At 37.2% G+C, this 22,517-nt stretch carries 18 protein-coding genes; 4 read left to right on the plus strand and 14 right to left on the minus strand.

All coding sequences use genetic code 11. The annotated features are described in order from the left end of the window. Positions 1 to 171: 171 nt before the first annotated feature. Positions 172 to 1,380 (plus strand): heparan-alpha-glucosaminide N-acetyltransferase domain-containing protein, encoded by a 1,209-nt coding sequence (locus NTX65_09960; GenBank protein ID MCX6169657.1) that lies wholly within the window; start codon positions 172 to 174, stop codon positions 1,378 to 1,380. A gap of 47 nt (positions 1,381 to 1,427) precedes the next feature. On the opposite strand, the gene NTX65_09965 is transcribed toward NTX65_09960, so the two are convergent. Together NTX65_09965 and NTX65_09970 are read right to left on the minus strand one after the other, a co-directional pair. After that, positions 1,428 to 2,411, minus strand: a complete 984-nt coding sequence (locus NTX65_09965; GenBank protein MCX6169658.1) for a c-type cytochrome — start codon at positions 2,409 to 2,411, stop codon at positions 1,428 to 1,430. A 101-nt stretch (positions 2,412 to 2,512) separates the two neighbouring features. Beyond that, the gene (locus NTX65_09970) at positions 2,513 to 3,436 is read right to left on the minus strand and encodes a hypothetical protein (protein MCX6169659.1); all 924 of its coding nucleotides are present in this window, start codon (positions 3,434 to 3,436) and stop codon (positions 2,513 to 2,515) included. Positions 3,437 to 3,617: 181 nt separating this feature from the next. On the opposite strand from NTX65_09970, the gene NTX65_09975 reads away from it, so the two are divergent. The 3 genes from NTX65_09975 (at position 3,618) to NTX65_09985 (ending at position 9,182) form a co-directional block, all read left to right on the plus strand. After that, positions 3,618 to 4,700, plus strand: a complete 1,083-nt coding sequence (locus NTX65_09975) for an efflux RND transporter periplasmic adaptor subunit (GenBank protein MCX6169660.1) — start codon at positions 3,618 to 3,620, stop codon at positions 4,698 to 4,700. Positions 4,701 to 4,771: 71 nt separating this feature from the next. Next, positions 4,772 to 7,840, plus strand: a complete 3,069-nt coding sequence (locus NTX65_09980; protein ID MCX6169661.1) for an efflux RND transporter permease subunit — start codon at positions 4,772 to 4,774, stop codon at positions 7,838 to 7,840. A gap of 31 nt (positions 7,841 to 7,871) precedes the next feature. Then, positions 7,872 to 9,182 (plus strand): TolC family protein, encoded by a 1,311-nt coding sequence (locus tag NTX65_09985; protein MCX6169662.1) that lies wholly within the window; start codon positions 7,872 to 7,874, stop codon positions 9,180 to 9,182. 105 nt (positions 9,183 to 9,287) lie between these two features. On the opposite strand, the gene NTX65_09990 is transcribed toward NTX65_09985, so the two are convergent. From NTX65_09990 to NTX65_10045, 12 genes are all read right to left on the minus strand, one after another. Further along, complete coding sequence (locus tag NTX65_09990) at positions 9,288 to 9,905, minus strand: hypothetical protein (GenBank protein MCX6169663.1); 618 nt, start codon at positions 9,903 to 9,905, stop codon at positions 9,288 to 9,290. 165 nt (positions 9,906 to 10,070) lie between these two features. Next, positions 10,071 to 11,888 (minus strand): U32 family peptidase, encoded by a 1,818-nt coding sequence (locus NTX65_09995; protein ID MCX6169664.1) that lies wholly within the window; start codon positions 11,886 to 11,888, stop codon positions 10,071 to 10,073. An 18-nt stretch (positions 11,889 to 11,906) separates the two neighbouring features. After that, positions 11,907 to 12,689 carry a 4,5-DOPA dioxygenase extradiol gene (gene ygiD, locus NTX65_10000; protein ID MCX6169665.1) on the minus strand — a complete coding sequence of 261 codons (783 nt, stop codon included), beginning with the start codon at positions 12,687 to 12,689 and terminating at the stop codon, positions 11,907 to 11,909. A 62-nt stretch (positions 12,690 to 12,751) separates the two neighbouring features. Then, complete coding sequence (locus NTX65_10005) at positions 12,752 to 13,309, minus strand: DUF1697 domain-containing protein (GenBank protein MCX6169666.1); 558 nt, start codon at positions 13,307 to 13,309, stop codon at positions 12,752 to 12,754. Further along, on the minus strand, positions 13,299 to 14,165 hold the full coding sequence (locus NTX65_10010) for a hypothetical protein (GenBank protein ID MCX6169667.1): 867 nt from the start codon (positions 14,163 to 14,165) through the stop codon (positions 13,299 to 13,301). The genes NTX65_10005 and NTX65_10010 overlap by 11 nt, the downstream gene beginning before the upstream one ends. Before the next feature lie 216 nt (positions 14,166 to 14,381). Then, on the minus strand, positions 14,382 to 15,083 hold the full coding sequence (locus tag NTX65_10015; GenBank protein ID MCX6169668.1) for an energy transducer TonB: 702 nt from the start codon (positions 15,081 to 15,083) through the stop codon (positions 14,382 to 14,384). A gap of 38 nt (positions 15,084 to 15,121) precedes the next feature. Next, positions 15,122 to 15,679, minus strand: coding sequence for a hypothetical protein (locus NTX65_10020; GenBank protein ID MCX6169669.1), 558 nt, complete (start codon positions 15,677 to 15,679; stop codon positions 15,122 to 15,124). Between the two features lie 64 nt (positions 15,680 to 15,743). After that, entirely contained in the window at positions 15,744 to 16,793 is a 1,050-nt protein-coding gene (locus NTX65_10025; protein ID MCX6169670.1) for a carboxypeptidase-like regulatory domain-containing protein, read from the minus strand. A gap of 90 nt (positions 16,794 to 16,883) precedes the next feature. Beyond that, entirely contained in the window at positions 16,884 to 17,963 is a 1,080-nt protein-coding gene (locus NTX65_10030; protein MCX6169671.1) for a carboxypeptidase-like regulatory domain-containing protein, read from the minus strand. A 163-nt stretch (positions 17,964 to 18,126) separates the two neighbouring features. Beyond that, positions 18,127 to 19,218, minus strand: coding sequence for a carboxypeptidase-like regulatory domain-containing protein (locus NTX65_10035; protein ID MCX6169672.1), 1,092 nt, complete (start codon positions 19,216 to 19,218; stop codon positions 18,127 to 18,129). A gap of 47 nt (positions 19,219 to 19,265) precedes the next feature. Next, positions 19,266 to 20,258, minus strand: coding sequence for a DUF4249 family protein (locus tag NTX65_10040; protein MCX6169673.1), 993 nt, complete (start codon positions 20,256 to 20,258; stop codon positions 19,266 to 19,268). Between the two features lie 15 nt (positions 20,259 to 20,273). After that, positions 20,274 to 22,457 (minus strand): GWxTD domain-containing protein, encoded by a 2,184-nt coding sequence (locus NTX65_10045; GenBank protein MCX6169674.1) that lies wholly within the window; start codon positions 22,455 to 22,457, stop codon positions 20,274 to 20,276. Positions 22,458 to 22,517 lie beyond the last annotated feature (60 nt).

The following is a 22,517-nucleotide window of genomic DNA, read 5'->3' on the forward strand; positions in this document are numbered from 1 at the left end:
GAACCTCTTTTCCTTAATCCCTTCGATTGAAGGGATTAAGGGAAGAATCATTTCTAAAAAAATCGACCCTCAATTAACTACCGCTCAAAACAATTTATTATATTCAAAAGTAATTCGGCTTCCTTCTGAAAATATCCGGTCAATCCATTAATCGTATAGAAAGGCGGACTAATGGAGAATGTAACGCCATTAGCAACAAAAGATTCCAATTCAATAAAAACAACTTCCGCAAAACGGATTGAATCAATAGATATTCTCCGCGGAATTGTAATGATAATTATGGCTCTCGATCATACGCGGGATTTTATCTCTGTCGCTCACTTCAATCCGGTTGATCTTTCCTTAACAACACCGGCGTATTTTTTTACACGATGGATAACGCATTTCTGTGCGCCGGTATTTGTTTTTCTGGCAGGCACTTCCGCGTTTCTTTATGGTCAGCGGGGGAAAACGAAAAGAGAAGTATCAAGATTTTTAATAACGCGCGGATTGTGGCTGATGTTTTTAGAATTAACTATAGTTCGTTTCGGCTGGCAATTTAATTGGGAATATACATATTCGTGGGTGCAGGTCATCTGGGTCCTTGGAGTTTCGATGATTGTACTCGCCGGGCTGATTCATTTTTCTATAAAGACAATTACTGCATTCGGTTTATCAATGATAATCATACACAATCTGTTTGATAAAATAACGCCGGACCAACTTGGAATTTTTGGATGGAGCTGGCAGTTTCTGCATTACGGAGGATTAATTCAATTCGCCTCTAAGTATGAACACTTTGTGTCGTATCCGTTAATTCCGTGGATCGGTGTTATGGCTGTGGGCTATAGTTTTGGAACTATTATTTTGAAAGCACCGGAAGAAAGAAATAAAATTCTTTTTCGGCTTGGATTATCTATAACAATCACCTTTTTAATTGTAAGGGGAATTAATATTTACGGCGATCCGCGACCGTGGACTTTTCAAAAGAATTTTCTTTTCACAATAATGTCATTCTTGAATTGTGAAAAATATCCGCCCTCTCTTTCCTATTTATTGATGACGCTCGGCCCGGCAATTATTTCTCTTGTAGTTTTGGATAGAATTAAAGAGGGACTGAAAAAAATATTTTTGGTATTTGGAAGAACACCGCTTCTATTTTATTTGGTGCATGTTCCCGTGATTCATTTAGCTGCCGTAATCCTTGCGCTGATTCAAAATAGGAACATCGGTTTCATGTTTGATAATTCCGACTTCAGTGTTTGGCCTAATAATTACGGATTACCATTACCGGGTGTTTATATAATCTGGTTGTTGGTTGTTGTTGGAATGTACCCGTTATGCAAATGGTATGCTGATCTGAAGGGGAGAAGTAAAAATAAATGGTTGAGTTATTTGTGATTAATTGCATCTCCGCCGAAAATACTTTTCCGGCGGAGACAAAAAAACTATTTATTGGGTGTGAACTTAACAATCGTACTAGAAACCGGTTTTAATGTTTTTAGATATTCATAGATGGCGCCAAGGTCTTCATTAGACATTCCGGCAAACATTGTCCACGGCATCGGGGTATTAAATTCTTCCCGTCCAACTTCCGAAGGCGGATATTTTTCCGGGTCCATTGATTTGAATCGATCAATGAAATCTTCTTTTGTCCAAGAACCGATTCCCGAATCTTTATCCGGAGTAATATTTGCAGATCTCACAACTCCTCCGGGAAATTGAAATGGAAATCCGCCGGCAAATTCTTTTCCAACAATTGGTTTCCCTTTTTCCATTTCGGTATGGCAATCACCGCAGCTTGCTATAGTAACTAAATATTTTCCGAAAGCAACCGGATTATTTTTATCTGGCTCGGGAGAGGGATCAAAAGACTTTGGCTGGATTGTCTTGATAATTAAATTTACCGGAAAATTGATTGAACCCTCTTCTACTTCATTTTTAATTGGCTGTAAAGAACGAATGTATGCAACTATCGAATACAAATCTTCTTTTGTTAGATGATTGTAACCGAGGTAGGGCATCAAAGGAAAAAGCGCGCTCCCATCCTTAGTAACGCCGCAGGTAATAGCCCGTATCAATTCACCGTCGGTTAAATTAGATATTCCGGCTGGAGTTATATTCTTTGCATAAATAGTACCCGGAACGCCAGCTGTTGACTCATCAAATTTTTCTCCACCTTTACCAAATGTTCCCGCCAAAATCGGTCCGGCATATTTAGACCAATCGCGCGTGGAATGACAATCCATGCATACCGTAACGTGATGAGTGAGATATTTTCCGCGTTCCAATCTGGCAGAAGTCACTTCTACTTTTTCATTTGACGGTGGATCAACTTTTGGGTAAGATGAATTAAAATAAATTATAAAAGCTATAATGAGTACGGCAACTCCCCCTATTACATATGCGAGAATTTTTAAAAACTTCAGCATTCTTGTGATTCCTTTCTTATTAAATTAATTAAATGGATGGACTGTCTTTAATTTAATGGAATTTATTTAAAGTGAAAATAAAAAAATGAAGGGAAAGAAAATTATTCTACGGCTTTACTGGATGCATGACTCTTAAATAATTCCCACGAGATATAAAAATTTTGAAAGAGGACATAAAATATTGGCCCAAGAGATGCAATGGGACTAACGAATGAAAGTGAAATCCAAATTGTAAATGCATTGTTCTTCTGTCCTAACGATTGACTTGCTTCTGCAGCAAATTCTTTTCCGCCAATAAACCAGCCCATTGTAAAAAATAAAAGGCAGAGCGCAGCAGATGTAAGAGAAATTAAAAGAACAATCGCAAGCTCACTTGCCAATCCGGAACGAAGGTACTGTGATGCTTCCGATGTTGCAATGTAAATGTTGATAATCAGAATATAGAATGATGAATCTTTCCAGCCGACTAATGCCTTCCATGCTTTGGGAAGAAATTTTTTTGTTAATTGTGCCGCGGCAAATGGAGCCGATAACGTGATGATAATCGGCAATAGAACTTGCCCAACAGAGATGTCGGAATTGCTATTCATCAATAATGGAAGTAAAAACGGAATCAGCAGAGCAATAACAATATTGTTAAGTAAAAGCGAAAATGAAACGAACGCTACATTCCCCTTTTTTAGACTGATGATTACCGGTGCGGCAATTGCGGTTGGAGCTATCGCAGTTATGAATGCAGTTTGCGCAAGTACCAAGCTGACCGGTTTCAATAAAAAATAAACCAGTATTGAGCTGCCGATAATTGTTGCGAGAATTATAAAATGACTTTTTCTGATTATTTCTTTTTCTAAACGCGCATCTAAAAATGAAAAGAAGAGCATTGTCATTAAAAAGTATCTGATGAGAAAAGTGTAATTACTTCCGTATGGAAATAAAATGCCGGTTGTAATCGCGATTAGGAGAAGAATAGTTTTCATCAATAGAGAAAATTGTTGCCGCAAACTTAGCAATGTATAAAGCCGCATTCAAACGCATAATCTCTTAATGTTATTTTCTGCTGAAAATAAATTTTAAAATTACAGCCACCAAGAATTTAAACGGCATATAATTCCGTCTTAACATATTTTAACAGAGATAGAAGCCAGCTTATTCATATTTTTGTGGTCAAAATGTAAAGTGTAAATCAACTTTTTGGAATAATGCATTATGAATAGTAAGTCGATTAAAAACATATCAATAGCAGGATTTGTAATTATAGTTTTAGGATTGCTTATAGTACCAAGATATTGCAGCAAAAAAGAAATTGGTGCTGCTGAAAATGGAGGCCGGCTCAGAGGAGGCGGCGCGATGATTGCGGTTACGGTGCAGATTGCAAAGCCATCTTCTTTCGAGAACACACTTCAGATTTCGGGATCGGTAATAAGCAATGAAGAAGTCGATCTTCGAATGGAAACATCCGGTAAAATAACGGCAATCAATTTTAAAGAAGGCGGAAAAGTTAATAAAGGCGACTTGCTTGTGAAAGTAAATGATGCAGATCTTCAAGCTCAATTGCAAAAAGCCGAGATCAGAAAAAAACTTGCGGAAGAGAAAGAATACCGCCAAAGAACTCTTCTTGAGAAAAAAGGAATCAGCCAGGAGACTTACGATACTGTGCTGAACGATTTAAACTCGGCTAAAGCAGATATTGAAAATTTAAAGGCACTTATTGCCAAAACAGAAATACGTGCACCTTTCAACGGAACTATCGGCTTGCGTTATGTCAGCGAAGGAAGTTATGTTTCATCAGCAACGAGAATAGCAACTCTTCAAAATATAAATCCGGTTAAAATTAATTTTTCCGTTCCGCAGAGATATGCAACTGCAATCTCTATCGGAAATTTTATTTCGGTTAAATCCTCGGCTGGTAAAATGTATCAAGCTAAAATCTACGCAATCGAGCCGAAGATTGATCCGGCAACACGAGCATTGCAGGTTCGGGCAATCTGCTCGAATGACCGCGGCGAATTGATTCCAGGTTCTTACCTGGGAATTACACTTGCATTGAACGATGTTAAAAATGCAATTACAATTCCGACACAAGCATTGGCGCTCGATATCGGCGGTGAGAGCGTATTCCTTTACAAAAACGGGACGGCTGTTCCGCAAAGAGTCGTAAGCGGACTTCGGACGGAAGACGATGTTCAAATTGTAAGCGGACTTGCACTGGGCGATACAATCATTACCACGGGCGTAATGCAGCTCCGCCCAAAAGCTAAAGTAAGAATTATGAATGCAGAGAATAAATAGAATTGATTTTAGATCAGCAGCTTTGAAAAGCTCGCCATCGAAACCAGAATGATAAAAACGAGAATTGAAAAATGAGTCTTTCATCACTTAGTATACATCGACCCGTACTATCAATTGTTATGTCTCTTACTATACTTTTACTTGGTATAATCGGATTTACATATTTAGGCGTTCGCGAGTATCCAAGTATCGATCCGCCAATAATAACCGCAAGTGTTTCCTACACAGGCGCAAACGCAGATGTAATTGAATCTCAAATTACAGAACCGCTTGAAGCAAGCATAAATGGTATTCCCGGAATCCGTTCAATTACATCTACAAGCCGCGACGGCAGAAGTCAGATAACTGTTGAATTTAATGTTGATGTTGATCTGGAAAGTGCAGCGAATGATGTTCGAGACAGAGTTTCCCGTGCGGTTTCAAATTTACCTCCCGATGCCGATCCTCCTGTTGTTACAAAAGCGGATGCCGATGCAAGTCCCATTTTGTTCTTCACTTTAAAAAGCGATTCAAGAAATCTGCTTGAACTTTCCGATATAGCTCAAAATATTTTTCAAGAAAGACTGCAGACGATTCCGGGTGTAAGCCAGGTTTCAATTTTTGGCGAGAAGAGATATTCGATGCGTCTGTGGCTCGATCCTTATAAAATGGCTTCGTTAAAAGTTTCCGCCTCAGAAATTCGTTCTGCTCTTAATAGCGAAAACGTCGAACTCCCTTCAGGAAGGATTGAGGGTACGAATACCGAAATGACAATTCGTACAAAAGGAAGAATGATTACGCCTGAAGAATTTAATAATCTTATTATTAGAGAAGACCAGGGACAGTTCATTCGTCTTTCAGATATTGGTTATGCGCAATTGGGTCCAGAGAATGAATATTCGATTATAAAGCGGGATGGTATTCCGATGATCGGCGTGGTAATTACGCCTCAACCCGGTTCCAATCATATTGATATTGCGGATGACTGTTACAAAAGAGTTGAACAGATAAAGAAAGATATTCCATCAGACATTCAAGTTGATATCAGTTCCGATTCAACAAGATATATCCGTCAATCAATCGGCGAAGTTGAAGAGACAATCATTATTGCATTCATACTTGTTATAATAATCATATTTTTATTTTTGCGAGACTGGCGCACAACCATTATTCCCATTCTTGCAATTCCGATTTCTCTTATCGGAGCGTTTTTCATAATGTACTTTATGAATTTTACGATCAACGTTCTGACTCTACTTGGGATTGTTCTTGCGATTGGACTTGTTGTTGATGACGCGATTGTGGTTCTTGAAAATATTTACAAGAAAATAGAAGACGGAATGGATCCGATGGAAGCCGGCATGAAAGGATCGGCGGAAATTTTCTTTGCAATTATTTCTACCACAGTTGCATTGGCTGTTGTATTCCTTCCGATTATTTTTCTTCAAGGGTTAACCGGAAGATTGTTCCGAGAATTTGGAATTGTTATTGCGGGCTCGGTTATTATTTCTGCCTTTGTTGCTTTAACGCTGACACCGATGTTGAGTTCAAGAATAATTAAACGGCGCGCTCACCACAGCAAATTTTATCAGTTAACAGAACCTTTTTTTGTAAAATTTATTTCCGGCTATGAAAAAATATTATCGTCGTTTCTTAAAAAACGATGGCTTGGATTCGTAATAATGGGCGCAACTGTCGTTACCGCATTTGTAATACTTCCTTTGCTTCAAACAGAATTGGCACCGATCGAAGATAGAAACGAACTCCGCATCAATACTACAACTCTTGAAGGTTCGACATATAATTTCACATATAATTTTATGGATAAACTTTACAAGATTGTTGAAGATAAAGTGCCGGAGAAAGAATCGACGCTTATGGGAGTAGCAACGGGCGGGGGCGGCGGAACAAATAATTCCGGGTTCATTAGGATCATGCTAGTTGACCGCGATAAACGTACACGCTCTCAACAAGATATTTACGAAGATTTGACGAAGCAAGTCAACAGATTGAGCGATGGAAGAACATTTGTAGTTCAAGCGCAGACGATTGGAACGCAAAGAGGCGGCGGTCTGCCGGTTCAGTATGTTGTGCAATCGCCGACAATTGAAAAATTGCGGAATATCATTCCGAAATTTTTAGATGAAGCGAGAAAAGACCCGACATTTGCACAAGTGGATGTGAATTTAAAATTCAGTAAACCGGAACTTGCGCTTGAGATCGACCGTTCGAAAGCGCGTGAACTTGGAGTAGCTGTTGTTGATATAGCACAAACATTGCAGCTTGGATTAAGCGGACAGCGTTACGGTTATTTTATTATGAACGGAAAACAGTATCAGATAATCGGGCAAATAGCAAAAGAATACCGCGCAAAACCGCTCGACCTACAATCTCTTTATGTTAAATCGAGCAAAGGTGAATTGGTACAGCTTGATAATTTTATTACAGTTAAAACTCAGAGCAGCCCCCCGCAGCTTTACAGATTTAATCGTTATGTATCGGCAACATTTTCAGCGAGTTTGGCGCCCGGAAAGACCATCGGTGACGGTATAACAGCTATGGATAAAATATCAGAGAAAGTTTTGGATGAATCATTTGCAACCGCGCTTACCGGTGTATCAAAAGATTTTAAGGAAAGTTCTTCAAGTCTTCTTTTCACCTTTATTCTTGCGTTAACACTTTTATATTTAATTCTCGCCGCGCAGTTCGAAAGTTTCCGCGATCCTTTCATTATTATGTTTACCGTTCCGCTTGCAATTGCCGGCGCTTTCATGTCGTTATTTATTTTCAATCAAACTATGAACATCTTTAGCGAAATTGGATTAGTAATGTTAATAGGCCTTGTTACTAAAAACGGAATACTAATAGTTGAATTTGCGAATCAGAAAAAGGCGCAAGGACTTTCCGTAGTTGATGCCGTAAGAGAAGCAGCCGTTTTGCGTTTCCGTCCAATCTTGATGACGAGTCTTGCAACGATTCTTGGAACATTGCCGATTGCTCTTGCGCTTGGTGCGGGAGCCGAGAGCCGTGTGTCGATGGGTATTGCGGTTATTGGCGGATTAGCATTTTCAACAGTTCTAACCTTATTTGTTATTCCGGCTGTTTATACTTACTTCTCGGAAAAATCTAAAAGCGTTTCAAATGTAACAGAAGCAAAATAAATTATTATTCAAAGCAGTAATGGAGATTTAAGTGAAGACCAAAGTTTTTTTAGCAGTTGGATTTTTCTTTTTATCGGCGGCAATGTTATTTTCTCAGCAGAACCTTTCTCTGAACGACGCAATTAAAATAGCTCTCGAAAATAATTATGATATAAAACTTGCAAAGAGCGATGCTGAGATCAACAGCAATAATTTTTCTTTGGGTAACGCAGGCTTTTTACCAAGAGTGGATGTAACAGGAACTCAAACAAGAACTGTTACCAAAACCAAACAAGAATATTCTGACGGATCGAGCGTTGATGAAAATGAAGCCTCTTCGAATTCAACATATGCTAATATTGCTTTGAACTGGACTTTCTTTGATGGATTCGGAATGTTCACATCATATTCAAAATTGAGAGAATACAAAGAACTTGGCGAGATAAGGCTTAGAAGCCAAGTGGAAAATTCTCTTTCAGACGTAATTCAAACTTACTATGATTTGGTTAGGCAGAAATATCTTTACCGTGTTGCAAAAGAAAGCATTACAATTTCCGAAGAGCGTGTTAAACTTGCAGAAGAAAAACTTTCCGTTGGTTCGGCGTCGCAGCTGGATGTTTTACGCGCAAAAGTAGATTTGAATTCCGATAAATCTAATTTGCTTGCCCAAGAAGTAATAATAAGCAGTTTAAAAGTTTCTCTAAATAAATTGCTTTCTCGTGATGTCGCACGCGATTTTGATGTGGACGATTCGATTGAAATAAAAACCGGATTATCATTCGATCAATTGAAAGAAGCGGCATTAAAAAACAACACTGAAATTCTGCAATCGGAAAAGAATAGGAATCTTTCCTCTTACAATGTTGGTTTATCCAAAACAGATTATTACCCTACTATAAGTTTGACAAGCGGATACACTTACCAGAAATCCCAGTCCGATGCTAATTTAGTTAAATCCAACAGAAGCTACGGCTACAATTACGGTTTAAATTTGTCATGGAATCTTTTCAACGGATTTACAACGCAACTTCAACTGGAGAATGCTTTAATCTCATTAGACAAAAGCGAGATCGAACTTCAGCAAAGCAAATCTCTTTTAGAATCGGATCTGCTTATTGCGTATAAAAATTACGAAAAGAATTTGGAGATATTGAAACTTGAAGACGAAAATGTTTCCGTTGCAAAAGAAAATTTAGACTTAGCTATTGATCAGCTGAATCTTGGCAGTCTATCACCGCTTGAATTTAGAGATGTTCAAAAAAATTATACTACTGCGCAAAGCAGACTTGCCTCTGCGCGGTTCACCGCAAAAATGAGTGAAAAAGATTTGCTGAAACTAAGCGGAATGCTTCTTTCGAAATAAAAAAATGATTCACACAAAGACGTGAGTGGAATAATAAGAAAAACAGCCTTCGTCTCTGCATGAAAAATCCTCCAGCCACTTTTTACTGTTTATTATAGGGAACTTCTACAGAACAAAACCGAGTTCAACTGAAAAGCCCGCGCCGCTTAAATTTTTTTTGATTCCAACCAGTTCGTTGAAATCACCTAAAAAATGATATGATAATTTGGGACCAAACTTAAACCATGATGTTACAAATAGATCAATCCCGAATGAAGCTTCTCCACCGAAAACCGATTCGGAGAATGTCTCGGTTGTAAAAAGCGTTTTGACTCTCGTTCCGCTTCCCACATATTGTCCTAATGCTAAACCGGCATAAACTCTTCCAACCGAACCCAAAGCAAGTGCAGCTGGGTAATATCTCATACCGAATAAAATCGGCATAACAGCTTTAGTGTCAACGCCATTAAATCGAGTCGAAGCCCCAGCACCGAAAACCCCGGCTCCGAAAGAGAGAGCCCATTCTTCATCAAACCAGTAACCGTAATTTATGCTTCCGATGAAACCGGTCTTGACTTCTACTCCGGATAAATTCGTTGAGGCAGATGTGGTTGAGTTTGTTTTGAATCCGCTTTCTACAAAAATTGTGTGCCTTCCCGCCAGTTTAATTTTTTCAATTTGAGCGGAAGATGTTGTCTGAAGTGCAAATAGAACAATGACCGAGAGAACTAAAAAGCTTCTCATTTTTCCTCCTATCTTTATGTAAAATCTATTTAGTAAGATATTATGCAATAGAATAAAGAGGAGAATAAATTGAGAGTAAACCGGATTACAGATTAATTATTTCCGTTGAAAAATTGCAAAGATTCCGTTGAGAATCAATACTAAAAAATGTTGCCTGTGATTTCTTTACTCGTGTACAATTTTCATTTTACAATCTTTACAATTAAAAACGAGTTTATACTTTTTGCCGCCGTTTGAAAGATAAAGCGGCTCATCCAACTTTTCATTTGAATCATTCGGGCAGTAACCAAGTTCTCCCTTGATGCAGTATTTGCAAGTCATTAATGTCTTGCCGGAAAAATTATTCTGAAGTTCAAAACCATCTTCTATTTCTTCAACGCCCAGTTCTTTATAAAATTTTTCGGAAAGTTTATTAACAACATTTACTTTGTAATCAAGCGTGGATTTATTCAAACGATAATTCTCAATTCTCAATTCGCAATTCTCAATTTTATATTTCTTCGTTCGTTCCTTTTCAAGCAATTCCAAGACCGTTCGGCGCCATTCATTAATTTCTTTCACCGAAAAGAAAAGCGGCTCTTTGAAATTTACTTTTACATCCATCACATCAAATATAGTTTCACCCGATTTCGAAAATTGTTTCTTAATTATATCGACGGCTTTCGAGCCGCTCTTGGCAATAATTTTTTCTGTTTCGATTATTTTCACGATCTTTAAACCGGCTTCATCAATTGCGGTAACGCGCAAACCGGTTTTCGTTTCATCTATCAAAATATTTATTTGAATCTTTCTTTCACATTCTTTCTTCAACTCGATTTCAAAAGCTTGGTCGTAGTTTCTATAAACAGCGGTGCCGACTTTAATTCCTTTCTTTTCTGAAGTGAGAATTGTATCTCCGCTTACTTGGTTAACATTCATTCCAACAAGCTCGCCCTCTTCATCAAAGAAACAGATGCCGTCGCCATTCACAATTGTTTCGTGTGTATCAATTGTAAAACCGCTTTTATCAACTTGAGAAACAACCCCCAAATATTTTCCTTTTGATTTTGGCGAATCAATCGAAGAGATATTTTCATCTTTGCCGTCAATAAAATATGAAGTATAACCGCGGTTAAAAGTTCTTTCCGGATCCGGCTCGAATGGAATTATTGAATAACCCGAAGATGATCTTTCAAGTGAAGAATTGTGCTCGATGATTGCGTCAAGTTTGTGCCGGTAGTATGAGGTGATGTTTTTTACATAACCAATATCTTTCAGCCGTCCCTCTATTTTAAAGGAAGTAATTCCCGCTTCTATTAGATCATTTAAATATGCGGAAAGATCAAGATCGCGGAGAGATAACAAATGTTTATCCTTAACGATTACTTTTCCGTTACGGTCAATTAATGTGTATTCCATTCTGCACGGCTGTGCGCATTCGCCGCGGTTTGCGCTTCTTCCGGTTATTGCGTGACTCATGTAACATTGTCCGCTCAGACAAACGCAAAGAGCGCCGTGAATAAAAAATTCAAGTTCGGCATTTACAGATTTACGAATATCCTTAATCTGATCAAGCGATAACTCCCGCGCAAGAATAATTCTTTTGATTCCAATTTCATCCAGGAGTTTGATTCTGTCTAATTCATAATTGTGTGTCTGTGTTGAAGCAAATAGTTGAATTGGGGGAATCTCCATTTCAAGCAGCGCCATATCTTGAAAAATAATTGCATCCACACCTATGCCGTAAAGTTTGGTAATTAAGTTGCGGACTTCTTCGAGCTCGTTATCGTAAATTATTGTATTGACGGTAACATAAACCTTTACCCAAAATTTATGCGCATACTTTACAAGCATTGATATATCATCAACCGAATTACCCGCGGCACTGCGTGCGCCGAAATTCGGCCCGCCGATATAAACCGCATCCGCGCCGCAATTAATTGCGGCTATACCGCACTCCAAATCTTTTGCGGGAGAGAGTAATTCTAATTTTGTTTTTTGCATAAAGCTGTTTTAAACTTTCTAACCAATTATTAATGACCGCATCGACACGGAACCAAGATCCATTTTCTCCGTAAAGAATTTTATCTCTTCATCTTTAGAGACGCATCCAAGCACATAGAGTAGCGGATAATAATGATCGGGTGTCGGTATTGAAAGCAGCGCTTCCTTTCCAAGATTGGAATACTCAATTAAACTTTCGAATTCTCTTTTTTCAATCAATCGTTTTGAATTATAATCAAAATCTTGAGCCCACTCGTAGGAATTATTGTCGGGTCTCATCAAACGTAAATTATGTACAATATTTCCGCTTCCGATAATTAAAACACCTTTAGAACGGAGGGCGCTAAGTTTTTTTCCAATTTCGAAATGATATTTTGGTGGCATTGCGTAATTAATGCTCAATTGATATGTCGGAATCCTTGCATCGGGAAACATTCTGCACAATACAGACCATGTTCCGTGATCCAACCCCCAGCCCATATCTAACTTTGCATTTTGATCAATTAACAATTGCGAAGTCTCTTCGGCAAATTTAGGCGAGCCGGGTGCGGGATATTTTATTTCATACAACTCTTTGGGAAATCCGTAGAAATCATAAATTGTTTTTGGCTTCTCCATCGCGGTAACCGCCAGTTCGTTTACGAACCAATGAGCGGAGATACATAAAACCGCTTTCGGTTCCGGCAGCTCACTTCCGATTTTTTGCCATGCTCTCGAAAATTCATTCTCTTCGATTGCATTCATAGGTGAACCATGCCCGATGAAGAGAACGGGAAACTTGCTTTCTTCTTTTGAGCCCATGTATTACTTTCGGTTTAGTATGAAGTAAAGATAATAATTGAAATGAGAATTGAGAAGCATGATTAATTATTATGGTAGAACTCAACTAATTTACAAACAGTTGTCCAATTTCTGGTTGTTGCTGGAATCCCGAACTCTTTCTCTACAAAATTGTTCGGAAAACCAAATCTTCCGTTTATCTCCACAGTTAAAGAATAAATTTCCTTTTTTTTGATTTCGATTATTTCAACATCTTTCTTTTGGGATATATGCGGAAGTTTAGGATTCTTTTTCAATTCTTCTTTTAAAAAACTAACATACAATTTTGTGCTTAGTGCAGTTTTAATTTTATTGAACGGATTGAGTTTAACAATTGCTTCCACCTCTTCAATTGTTCTGATGAACACAAGCACATCATTGCCAAGAATTTGGTGAAGCGACTGTTCTAATATTTTTGTAATTGCACTTTCAATTTTGTCGGTAGATTCAAAATAAATATTTCCGCTTTGAATGTAAGTCCGGACATTTTCAAATTTCAGAGATTCGAATAATTGTTTCAGGTCATTCATTTTGATTAAATTTTTACCGCCGACATTTATTCCGCGAAGCAAGGCAATATATTTTATCTTTTCATTCTTCATACAGAGAAGGCTTGTTGTACTCAATATCGGTTACTTCCAATTTTATGTACTCAAAATCTCCGGATTTGAATTTCCACATTGCCATTCCTTTATAAGGAATCAAAATATTATTTATTCTTTTGTAAGCTTCAATTGGAGTAGCCCATTTTTCTAATTTGAATTTGCCGTCTCCAACATCGCAATAACGGTCTGCGGTCATTGTAACAAGCGCACCTTTATCATTGAAAACAAAAATAGCCGAAGCGGTCACATCACCCCAAGTCATTATTGCTCTAGAAGAATTTTTATCTACCGTTTCCCAGTTTATGTAATAACTTAACGCCGCTGAAGGAAACCACATCATTTCATTTAAAAACCGGAGAAGAGTTCCCTGATCAATTTTATTCACTTTTGCGTCGGCAACAGTAACAATAGATGCCAGCTTAATCAGCATATTCCCTTTCCCCTCGAAGTATCTATCTCTTCCTGTTACGTAGAAAAACGGAGCCATTTTCATTTTCACATGCCAGATAAAAGCAGGTTCATTAACCGTATAGTATTCTTCCGCATCGAACGGCATCCAATCTTTATCTTCTTTCATTCTGAAAAAACCTTTTTGTTTTAACCGAACGCTAACAACCTTTTCTTTTCCGATCACCTCGGAATATCTCAGCCATCTTCTCACAGGCTCTGGAAGACTTTTTACATCCGCCTCTGTTACAATTTGTGGACGCACATCTTTTACTTTGTTAAACATCTCATTTGTTTCTTCGGCAACTTTCTTGCGAAGATTATTTTCACTTATTGTTTCAGCGATGAAAAAAGAGACTAACATTACAGCAAGAAACATTAGAATGAAGAAGATGGTTTTTCTCATATTATTATTTTCCCAATCGATGATTAGCGTTGATCATTAAGAAGAGAAACACAAAAAAGTTTATTGCTCAAATTGAGAAGATGCATTTAAAAATCAATAGTAAACTAATATAATCGCAAGATCACGAGCAAGATCATGATCATGAGCAAGATCAAGGCTCTGCGTAAAATTAAGAAACCAATAACCAAACACTAATCACCAGTAACTTTTGCCGCTTTAATTAAATTTGTACGTTTTCTCAATCCAGTACTGAACTTGCCTCCCTTCAATCTTTACCGGTTCCCATCTGGATTTATATGCGGCGTCAACCGTATTCATAAGGCAAGACTCATCACCGGATGTATTATAAATTACTTTGTGCTCTTTTACAAATCCATCGGTGCCGATTTTTAAAACTAAAATAATTGTTCCTTTAACTCCGTCCGTATTTTGCGGAACAACTTCAAGAATCTGCCTCGGAACAAATGGAAGTGATTTGTAACCGATTCCATCACCCGAACCGTCTCCAATTCCCTTCCCCGTTCCGCTGCCGAACCCGCTACCGCTTCCCGATCCCATTCCGCTTCCGCCGGAAAGAGAATCTTTCGAGTCAATTAGATTTGTCACATTTCCAAAATCAATATCCGTTGGCTCTGAAACAGGAACAGGTATTCCAGAAATTGTTTTTTTAGAAGAAAAATTTTTTCCCGTTCCCTCAGTTCCATTGCCTGATGAACCGCCACCGCCGACGATCTCTACTTTGCCGATATTAACAGTAGTAAGTTTTACGATGTATGTGTTTTCGAAATAATAGCCGGTTGGTTCGGCAGTCGATTGCGGCAAGTAAAATAATATCAACAGTATAGTCGTATGAAAGAAAATACTGATGATTATTCCGCTCGTAAAATTTTTACGGTATTTTTCTCGCCAAGTGTTCATTCAATCTTTCCGATATTCTCGTTATCTATCAAAATCTTTTAATGAGGCGATAACTTCCGTGCAATTTTATCTGCAATAAAAGCCGGTGTTACGGACCCGCTTGTATTCGATTGTGCCGGAGATTTAAACCATGCCCGACCTATAATTTCACCCGATTTAATTTCAACAACCTGGGCTTCACAATTATTAATGTAATTATTAAAACCCCCGGAACTACCGCCTGACCCCATTAATTCTGCGCTTGAAATACCCCGTTCCATTGTAATTTTTCCAATAATAATTGCGTCCACACTTTTTAGTTTGTTAATAGCGAGGGCGTAATTGTTAATGATTTCTTCCTCTTTCAAACCTTGTGCTGTAATAATTTTATTAACTTCAGCTCGATCCATAATCGTGTATCCGAAATCCGAAAGTTTGTCTGTCAATTCCTTCGAAAAGGTAACTCCGACCTCTTTATTGACACAATCAAATGGCAAGATGGCATAAGTAATGTTAGCTGAAAAACGATCCTTCTCTCTGACCGAGTTATCAACTGATGTACATTGCAAAATAAGAATAAGAAAAAGTGCCGGATAGATATACTTGAACATTTTCATTTCACACCCTCCTGATTAAAATGATAAATTGTTGTTTCTCTCGTTACTCCTTTTATACAGTGAATTATTTCTCTTCCGGTTTCCAAAAGCGCGGAAGCATTGTGGCGATTCCCTCGTGAGCGAATGCACCGCGCAATATAAATTCATCCGGATTAATTAAAAAACCGGATGGGTCGAATTCAGTGATTCCGGCTGTTAGACAGATTCTTGAAGAAGTTTGCTTTCCTAAATCCCAATATTTTACCAACAGGCAATCGTTTACATTAAGGAAATATTTCTGATGAACAGAATCCACTTGAATAATCTCATTCGCTCTTTTTACCAATTGGCCATCGACGTAGAGTTCAAATCCCTCATCTCTGAATTTATAATTGTTTATAGCAAGTGATGATAATAATTGAGCAAGCGAACCGAGATAAACATCTTTTCGGGCGGATAAATATTCTTCGGCAGAGTCGGCGGTTGTAGCAGTAAGTTCAGTAAATGAAGGATAGATCTGATAACTGGTCCCCATGTTGTTTATATCATAAGTAAAATTTTTGAGAACACATTCAATTTTATATCCAAGCGCATTGTTCCGAATGATAATTGGTTCTCTTGCTGTAGCCGTAAGTTTTGAACCTTCTTCTTTGAAATCAATTTGATACGGATTTTTGATAACACATTTCTTAGCGTAAATATTGCTGCCGAACAACATTTTCTTAAAAATCTCAAGCTGGTCCAACCACTTTTGAGGAATCTCACCTTGAACTTCAATCTGTTTGAATTCGTAAGTAGTTCTTTCCAGACTGAAGTTAACAACCTTATTCTGACTCTTAGTTAGATCAACGGCGATAACATTAGACTCGTAACCAACCATTGAAGCGACGAGAATATAATTTCCGCCGGGAATCTTGCCAATTTTATAAATACCATTTAAATCTGTTGTCGCGCCAATCGTGGTTTGCGATAGAAAAACATTTACATACGTCAGCGGTTCATTTGTCTTTGCGTCCGTAACTTTTCCTTCAAGCGTATAAAAATTTTGGGAGAAGGATTCGGAAGCAAAAAGTAAAAGAAAAATGAAGAATGCTTTCGAAAAATCTCTAAATAAAAATTTTATCGGCTGATTCATAATTGCCTCAAAATATCACTATGCCAATTAAGTTCTCTATGAATGATCTTTGTTTATCAAATGTTTTAAAATCGAATATCATTCGTCAATTTATTCCAACCATTCCAGATAAGAGATATCCATTGGAAGCAGATCGGCAACGCCATGTTTAGCAAATTCACCCGCCACCTGGATAGACATTGGATCGATAGCATAACCGCCGGGATCTAAATAAGAAAACCCAGACGGTACAGGTATGAAAGATTGTTCGTCAGTCAATAAATTTTTTACGTACAAAAAATCTCTGAATTTGAGATAAAATAACCCGCTTTCACTATCCATGTAAAAAAATTTTTCGCCTGGGTTTACCAATTTATATTCATTATTGATCTTTGCATTATATGAGTTTGTGCTATAATCCCAGCCTATTCCTTTCGCGTGCATTAAATACAATAAGAATCTGCTTAGTGAACTTTTAAATGCAAGTTTCCTGTTTTCAATCCACTTTTCTTTTTGATCGTCATTTATCGGAGCCATCTCTGTAAACCTTGGATTGAATTCATAATTAAGTTCGCCTCTTGTATCATTGCATAAAAAATGGATCAGAAGACACGCCACTTTATATCCTAGAGCATTATTGATAACAACAATCGGTTTAGAGCAGACAGCATTAACATAAGGTTCATACTTTTCAGTGAAAGTAATATCGTCTATGTTTTCTATTTGACACTCATCACTGAAATCTGTACGCCCAAGAAAATATTTTTTGAAAATTTCTTTGTATTCTTTTTGCTTCTTTAAATACGCGGCGTATTCGTCCGATTGTAATGAAACCGTAATTGCGTTCAATTCTATTGGCTGATTTTCCAACGAAAAATTCTTTTGAATAATAGAACTTTCGTGGATCTCAATATTTTGGTGAATCGGTTTGTACCCGACCATAGAAACTACAATTATGAAATGACCGATCGGTAATTTTGCTATTTTATAATTACCGCTCTTATCGCTTGACGTGCCTGTTGTTGTGCCGGATAAATAAACACTTACGCCGGGCAGTCCTTCTTTTGTGATTGAATCAATAACTCTACCTGAGATAGATGTTAATTCTGCAGTTTGCGATAACCGGATTGAACTCGTTGAAATTATTATGAGAAAGAGATAAAAGAAATTTAAAGGTAATTTTTTAATCATAAATTCCTCCTATTACGAATAATTCTCTCGCTTTGATTTGCACGTTTCAAGAATTCTAAATCATACTTAACAAACGACATATTTTGTGTTTGATTTTATACAGATCGCAAAAAGATATAACAATATTCTAAAGATTGAAACTCCTCAAAAAAAACTTAACACTCTATTCCACCCTTTCAATGTATGAATTATCGATAGGTAACATGTTGGCAAGTCCATGTTTGGCAAAAACGCCAGATACCTGCAAAGATCTCGGATCGATTGGATATCCATCCTTACCGATATATGCGGTACCGAAGGGCAAATAGACAAACGATTGCTCGTCTGTTAAAAAATTATTTACAAATAAGAATCCTTTGAATTTGAGAAAGTGTAACCCGCTTAATGTATCAATGAACACGATCTTGTCATTGCTGTCTACCAGACTTGAAAGTGAGATTCCTTTTGGAAGCTTAGTCGCGCCCGTTACAGCATATCCGTAATTATTCAAAAGCACATTTGACTGCAGCCGACTTAGCATAAAACGTCTAAGCGAGCTGTTGAACGCTGATTTTCTGTTTTCCTTCCATTTTAGATTTTGATTTTCATCTTTCGGAATTAACTCTGTAAATTTTGGATAAAACTCACAATTGACTCCCTCTTGATTAGTATTAAATATAAAAGTAAGAAGCACACATTCTATTCTATAGCCAAGAGCTTTGTTGATTACAATAATTGGATTTGGGCATTCAGCTTGAATATTTGGCTCGAACTTTTTACTGAAAATGATCTCCTCAATATTTTCGATCTGGCATTCGTTGCTCAATTCGGTTTGACCTAGAAAATACTTTTTAAAAATATCCCGGTAATTTTTCTGCTCTCTTAAGAGATCATCATACACATCAGACTGATCTTGAACGACAATTGCGTTCATCTCTATCGGTTTATTTTCAAGAAAAAAATTCTTTAGAATATTTGAGCTGCCGCTAATTTCCAAATTTTGAACGAGCGGTTTATACCCGATCATCGAAACAACAATTATATATTTGCCTGCCGGAATTTTACCGATCTTATAATTACCGTTTTTATCGCTCGATATACCAATTGTAGTTCCGGATAAATAAACACTTACACCCGGCAGTGTTTCTTTAGTAACGGAATCGAATATTTTTCCGGATATTGTACCAAGGTCGGTGGATTGAGATAAACCGGTAGAGCTTGTGACCGTTACAATGATAATGATATAAACAAAAATAGAATGTAGTTTCTTTATCATGATTTTCTTTCTTAACAGATAGATTTGTATCCGTTACAGCTTATTTATCAATAATATCTATATCCAAATGATTCTATATAGCCCGGAGTTATATATATGCCAACTTGTAAAGAGCTAAGCGTTCCGAAGATACCAAATCCGCCGTCGATATTGGAATAATTGGGTTGAACAACTCTTACAGAGAATTCTTCATTAAAAACTTTGTTCGATGCGTAATAAGTTGCTAAATCTTTATCGAGCGCGAATAAACGGAATACCATACAATCGATTATATAATTTTCTTTATGCGGATCTCCATTTGAAATTTCCCGAAGAGTTTTTTCAACGGCAAGAGCATCAAAGTAGTATTCAGTTATATTTTTCGCTATTGATGGGTATTTCGGATAATCTTCATTAGAGCCGGCTATATACCTGGTGGGGACCTCCTTCTCGTATACTGTTTTCACACCGCTCTCAATCTTAAAATATTTTATTGTAAGTCTGGGAACAAAGTACATGTTTTCCATATTATTTCTCATATCTAATCGATTCCATTTAAGAACCAAAGTGCCCTCGTAGACGGTCGAAGGAAGCGGAAACAAAAAACTGTTTGCATCCAGAAAATCAGCGGATAAAGAATAAGTTGTTGAATTTGATTTCAGAACTTTGCCATCCGGCATTATGGCTTCAATACTTATTTTACTGTTCGATTCCGGTTTGAATCCTTTGATATAATAATAATTACCCGGAGTGTTGTGTGCGGAATCGCTGGGTCGTGTGACTGAGGTATCCCTAAAGAAAAAAATTTCTCCCGTGCGCAGGTAAGTTAATTTTATTTTCGCGCCTTTTATGAAAGGATCGATTGTATTTGGTATTTGACGGATTCCCTCAGCATCGTAAGAACGCGTAATTGTTGCAACCTGAATTGAAGTATCGCCCCTTATAACACAGTTTAAAGCGTAAACATCATGGAAAGCCGTTTTTGGATTGACACTGTCATCACAAGAATAAATAGAGACTGTAAGCAAGAAGATGAATAATATTGAACCGATGTTTTTCATAAAGGACCTTAAAATTTACTGCCAGTTTATTTCTGTTTGACTGCTCACTTCCTTTCCTGTTGCATTCTCTTTTATAGAAACCGTAATTAAATATTCTCCGGGTTCGTACTTGCTCATATCAAGCTGAAGATACATTTGCGGATCTTTCTCTTGTGTCTGATACTTTGATGTAAGTGCTACTTTCTTTCCTTCTTTATCCAAACCAACTACACTTAAAATTGAATTTAAAACTCCGCCTTCTTCCTTTTTCTGAATTGTTATCTTCTGTTCAAAGTCGGTTAGATTATTAGTGCTCGGTTTTAGATTGTAGATTTCGTAATAGAGATAAAGTTTATCTTCTTTGCCGAATGTTTTTGCTGGATTTGGAAGAACCGAGATCTCCTTTCGTTTTATGCTACCGATAATTTCTCTACTGGTTTCAACATTTGTAGCCAGAACAACATCGCCCAAAGCCAATTCATTACTGCTAAAGTTGCGTACGTTATATTTACCGTGATAAGAGGTTACTCCCTTATCTTTCTTCCTTATCATCTCCAATGCAAGATTGCCGGTTTGTGGATATAGAGTCATTTCTAAAGTATTAACCAAATATTCTTGGGATTGATTTAATGATGTGCAAGTTTTTCTATAATCAAATTTCTTGTTAAAGTTGTTATCAAACATGAAAAGCCCGACATCATAACCATCAGCAAATTTTTCTTTTGATGTTGTAGAATCTAAAAAGTTAACACCATAAGCAACAAAAACATCTGTTTGAGTTTTGTTAGTTGATGCGAACTGATAAGCTTTGTAGCTTAAATCAAAAACCGGTCCTTCGAACTTGGGAATATATTCGTCTGGCTTAGTCTGTCTTAAGCTAATTACTTCATCGTGCGTATTCATCGGCACAATTGCCGTCCATGGTTGAGCAAACATATAATTATTGATCCTTGTGGGATCGATAAATGCTAAAACCTTATTCCCATAATCCCAAACTTCTGTTGGAGGTTGGCCATAGAATTCTTCTACCAATTGAAAAAGATAACGATACTTGTCTAAAGGTTGTCCATACCGGATTAAAACCTCGCCGCGGTCGGTTTTCCAACCGACAATCTTATAATGAACGTTACTGAAAAATATATTTGCGTATGCAACACGATAATAGTGTTCAAGTAAACGAACATTTTCTTTGGACAGATTTAACGGGTTGCTTTTATCCCAATACTTTTCGATATACTTTTCCAACTGCGACCGACTCAAAGTATTTAATTCATCATCAAATTTGGGCTTCAAGATTAATTTTGCAGAATTAAAAGTAAAATTTTCTTTTTCTTCAAAACCCATTAATGAGATAGCGTTTTCAAACTCTTCGGAGGATTTATCGAACTGTTTCGTCATATAGTAAAGCATTGCTAAATAGAGATGTGCGTCTTTGCTCAGATTTTTATTTTGTATGGAGTTCCAAATAGGAATAGCTTTTTCCGGCGTATTATTATAAATGTGAAGTTTACTTAATTCACAATAACTTTTTTCTAAGTTCGGATCCTGTTTTATTGCTTCAAATAAATATTTTTCCGCCGCATCAAAACCTTCCTTCGCATAACCTTCATATTCTAAGACGACAAAATTACCACGAGTGTTATCAAACTCATTTTGAGTTTCATAAAGAAGAGAACTTCTTCCCCGAAACATGGTTGCTCTCTGAACCGGGTTAAGCGCTCTGTTTTTCACTGTCTTAACTTCCCCCCTGTGATACTTTAAAAATTCTTCTACATTTAGTCTACCAAGATTATAGAGTGCTTCTGCATTTTTAGGATCAAGCTCAAGAATTTTTTTGTATTGATTAAAAGCACGTTCACGGTCAATTTGATTTAATCTACTTACATAAAAAAGTTCTTCGCGAACGGATGCCAGCAATAATGGATATTCCACATTATTCGGATCAAGCATAATTGCCCGATCTAAGTATTCTGCTGCTTCATTTAAATTAGCATCAGTCTTTTTACGGGATATAAGTTTTGCCAACTCAAAATATGATTGTGCATCATTCTCTTGTTTAACTGATTCTTTTAAAAGAGTAATTGCCGAAATAGTGTCTTTCTTCTGTAATGCTTCGAGAGCTTTTAAATATGGCTCTGTTTTTGTCGTATCGGTTTGTGCTGTTGATGAGAGATGAGAAGTTAAAAATAATGCGGTTAAAATTATGACAAATGTTTTCATAGCTACCCCTACTATGTTTGCTTAAAACTTAACATTTGAATATAAACAAAGCGGTGCAAT

The sequence above is a fragment of the Ignavibacteriales bacterium genome (assembly GCA_026390795.1).
Classification (GTDB): Bacteria; Bacteroidota; Ignavibacteria; order Ignavibacteriales; family Melioribacteraceae; genus Fen-1258.

Coding starts and splice junctions, on each gene's coding strand:
- NTX65_09960 (MCX6169657.1), top strand. CDS start 172: ATGGAGAATGTAACGCCATTAGCAACAAAAGATTCCAATTCAATAAAA.
- NTX65_09965 (MCX6169658.1), bottom strand. CDS start 2,411: ATGCTGAAGTTTTTAAAAATTCTCGCATATGTAATAGGGGGAGTTGCC.
- NTX65_09970 (MCX6169659.1), bottom strand. CDS start 3,436: ATGCGGCTTTATACATTGCTAAGTTTGCGGCAACAATTTTCTCTATTG.
- NTX65_09975 (MCX6169660.1), top strand. CDS start 3,618: ATGAATAGTAAGTCGATTAAAAACATATCAATAGCAGGATTTGTAATT.
- NTX65_09980 (MCX6169661.1), top strand. CDS start 4,772: ATGAGTCTTTCATCACTTAGTATACATCGACCCGTACTATCAATTGTT.
- NTX65_09990 (MCX6169663.1), bottom strand. CDS start 9,905: ATGAGAAGCTTTTTAGTTCTCTCGGTCATTGTTCTATTTGCACTTCAG.
- NTX65_09995 (MCX6169664.1), bottom strand. CDS start 11,888: ATGCAAAAAACAAAATTAGAATTACTCTCTCCCGCAAAAGATTTGGAG.
- ygiD (MCX6169665.1), bottom strand. CDS start 12,689: ATGGGCTCAAAAGAAGAAAGCAAGTTTCCCGTTCTCTTCATCGGGCAT.
- NTX65_10005 (MCX6169666.1), bottom strand. CDS start 13,309: ATGAAGAATGAAAAGATAAAATATATTGCCTTGCTTCGCGGAATAAAT.
- NTX65_10010 (MCX6169667.1), bottom strand. CDS start 14,165: ATGAGAAAAACCATCTTCTTCATTCTAATGTTTCTTGCTGTAATGTTA.
- NTX65_10015 (MCX6169668.1), bottom strand. CDS start 15,083: ATGAACACTTGGCGAGAAAAATACCGTAAAAATTTTACGAGCGGAATA.
- NTX65_10020 (MCX6169669.1), bottom strand. CDS start 15,679: ATGAAAATGTTCAAGTATATCTATCCGGCACTTTTTCTTATTCTTATT.
- NTX65_10025 (MCX6169670.1), bottom strand. CDS start 16,793: ATGAATCAGCCGATAAAATTTTTATTTAGAGATTTTTCGAAAGCATTC.
- NTX65_10030 (MCX6169671.1), bottom strand. CDS start 17,963: ATGATTAAAAAATTACCTTTAAATTTCTTTTATCTCTTTCTCATAATA.
- NTX65_10035 (MCX6169672.1), bottom strand. CDS start 19,218: ATGATAAAGAAACTACATTCTATTTTTGTTTATATCATTATCATTGTA.
- NTX65_10040 (MCX6169673.1), bottom strand. CDS start 20,258: ATGAAAAACATCGGTTCAATATTATTCATCTTCTTGCTTACAGTCTCT.
- NTX65_10045 (MCX6169674.1), bottom strand. CDS start 22,457: ATGAAAACATTTGTCATAATTTTAACCGCATTATTTTTAACTTCTCAT.